The sequence below is a fragment of the Micromonospora sp. NPDC049799 genome, from assembly GCF_040656655.1.
GTDB lineage: Bacteria > Actinomycetota > Actinomycetes > Mycobacteriales > Micromonosporaceae > Micromonospora.
This window is the reverse complement of record NZ_JBFAMU010000670.1, coordinates 1-2,263: the sequence shown is the minus strand read 5'-3', so window position 1 is coordinate 2,263 and position 2,263 is coordinate 1. Positions and strand designations below refer to the sequence as shown.

The following is a 2,263-nucleotide window of genomic DNA, read 5'->3' as shown; positions in this document are numbered from 1 at the left end:
GTGATGTCCGCGTACCAGGAGCCGTCCGGCCGGCGTACCAGCGTGTTGGCCGCGCCGACGGCCGCGGCGACCGGCGAGGCCTCCGCGGCCACCGCGAGCGCCGCCTCCTTGCACGGCATGGTCACCGACAGCCCGGCCCACTCCGGGCCCAGGCCCGCGACCAGGTCCGGCAGCTCCGAGGCCGCGCACTCGATCCGGGCGTACGACCAGCCGACGAGCCCCGCCGCCGCGTAACCGGCGTTGTGGATCACCGGGGAGAGGGAGTGCGCGATCGGCTTCCCGAGCACCGCCGCCCTGTGCGCCGCCATCAGATGATCCCGGCCTCCCGGGCCTTGGCCTCGTTGCGCTGGTGCTGCTCGTAGGTGTCGGCGAAGGCGGAGTTACCCTCCCGGTCCACCGCCACGAAGAAGAGCCAGTTGCCCTTCGGCGGAGCCATCGCGCCGGCCAACGCGTCCTTGCCCGGGTTGTTGATCGGGGTGGGGACCAGGCCCTGCAGCTTCCGGTTGTACGGGTTCTTCGGGTTGTCCAGGTCTGACTGGGTCATCTGGGCGGACGTCTTGGTCTTCTGACCGGTCAGCTCCAGGTAGTAGTTGACGGTGACGTCCATCTCCAGGCAGTTACACGGGAAGTTGCCCTTGTACACCCGGTTGTAGGCGACCCGGGCGACCTTGCCGAGGTCCTTCTTGGTGCCGGCCTCGGCCTGGGCGAGCGACGCCACGATCAGCGCCTCGTACGGGCTGACGCCCCCCAGGTCCTTCTGCACCTTGTCGGCGAACTGCAGCTCGCTGGTGACGGTGAGGAAATTCTCCACCATCTGCTTGAGGACCGTCTCGGCGGTCGCCTTCGGCGGGATCTCGTACGTGTCCGGGTAGAGGAAGCCCTCGATCGACGGCTTGACCGTCTTGCCGTCCTCCCGCTTGAACCACCAGTCCGGCACGCCCAGCGCGATCGGGTCCTTGGCGGCGGCCTCGAAGTCCTTGACCGGGATCTTGGTCTTCTCGCTGAGCACCTTGTAGATGTTCTTCGCGGTGCGACCCTCGGGGATGGTCACCCCGTTGACGATCTTGTTCTTCGGGTCCAGCATGGCGGTGATGGCGTTCGCGGCGCTCATCTGCTTGCGCAGCTTGTAGGTGCCGGGCTGGATGTTCTTGCTGCGCGAGTTCTCGTCGGCCGCCTCGATGAACGCCTTGGTGCTCTTCACCACACCGGAGTCGTAGAGCGTGACGGCCATGTCGGCGAGCAGCGCGCCGGCCTTGATCTCGACCTGCACCTCCTCGGTGCCGGTGCCGTCGTAGTCCGGGGTGACGAAGTAGCTCTGCACCCGGTCGAAGCCGTAGAAGGCTCCGCCCCCGATGCCGCCCAGCAGGACGAAGGCGAGAAGGAGAGCCAGGACGGTCTTGCCCCGCCCGCCGCCGGAGCCGCCGTTGCGCTTACGCACGTAACCGCGCCGGTGCCGGCCCTTCTCACCCCGATCCTGCTCGTCAAACCCCAGGTCGAGATCGTCGATCATCGTGTCCGCCTCCGCTGCGCGTCCAGCCAGCTCTGCAGAATCTCCACCGCGGCGGCCTGGTCGACCACCGCCCGTTGCCGTCGTCCTCGGACGCCGCGCTCGGCAAGCCTACGAGAAGCCACGACGGTGGACATCCTCTCGTCGGTGAGCGTTACCGGAACGGGCGCTATTACATCGGCCAGTTGGTCAGCGTACGCCTTCACGTGGAGGGCGGCCGGGCCGTGCTTGCCGGCGAGGTTGACCGGAAGGCCGACGACGACCTCGACCGCTTCGTGCTCCGCCACGAGGGCCGCGAGCTGGGTGAAGTCACTCGGCACCGTGTCCGGCGCCGCCGTCAGGTCCCGGGCCAGGGTGACCAGCGGGGTGGCGAGCACCCCGTGCGGATCGGACCGGGACACCCCGACCCGCACCTGGCCGACGTCGACGCCGAGGCGGACGCCACGAGGCAACTCAGTCACCCAGCGTCACTCCCCCCTGATGACGAACCAGGGCGGACCGTGCGGTCCGCCCTGGTCGCGTCGAGTCGTCCATCACGCCTCGGCGATCGCCTTCTCGACCGTCAGCAGGAGCGTGGGCGCTTCCGCCGCGGGCAGGCCACCGCCCTGGGCGAGGTCTCCACTGCCGCCGCCCCGCCCGGAGAAGGCGGCCTTCACCAGGTCCGACGCGGCCAGACCGCGCGCACGGGCCGCCTGGTTGACGGCCACCACCAGCGACGCCTTGCCGTTGGCCCGCGCCGCCACCGCGACCACCGCC

Annotated in this window: 3 protein-coding genes and 1 pseudogene; all 4 read right to left on the bottom strand. The window is 69.5% G+C overall.

Annotation, left to right across the window (positions count from 1 at the left end):
* Positions 1 to 308 (bottom strand): annotated as a pseudogene (locus AB0I76_RS28040) (shikimate dehydrogenase); the annotation flags it as partial.
* Positions 308 to 1,510, bottom strand: coding sequence for an endolytic transglycosylase MltG (mltG, locus tag AB0I76_RS28035; protein WP_357041580.1), 1,203 nt, complete (start codon positions 1,508 to 1,510; stop codon positions 308 to 310). The gene mltG and the pseudogene AB0I76_RS28040, both read right to left, overlap by 1 nt.
* Positions 1,507 to 1,968, bottom strand: a complete 462-nt coding sequence (gene ruvX, locus AB0I76_RS28030; RefSeq protein WP_357041577.1) for a Holliday junction resolvase RuvX — start codon at positions 1,966 to 1,968, stop codon at positions 1,507 to 1,509. Before ruvX ends, mltG begins: the two co-directional genes overlap by 4 nt.
* Before the next feature lie 72 nt (positions 1,969 to 2,040).
* Positions 2,041 to 2,263 (bottom strand): DHHA1 domain-containing protein (locus AB0I76_RS28025; RefSeq protein ID WP_357041574.1); only part of this gene is annotated, 223 nt, incomplete at its 5' end.

Excerpts from the sequence above, each read along its gene's own strand:
- mltG (WP_357041580.1), bottom strand. The coding sequence starts at position 1,510 with ATGATCGACGATCTCGACCTGGGGTTTGACGAGCAGGATCGGGGTGAG.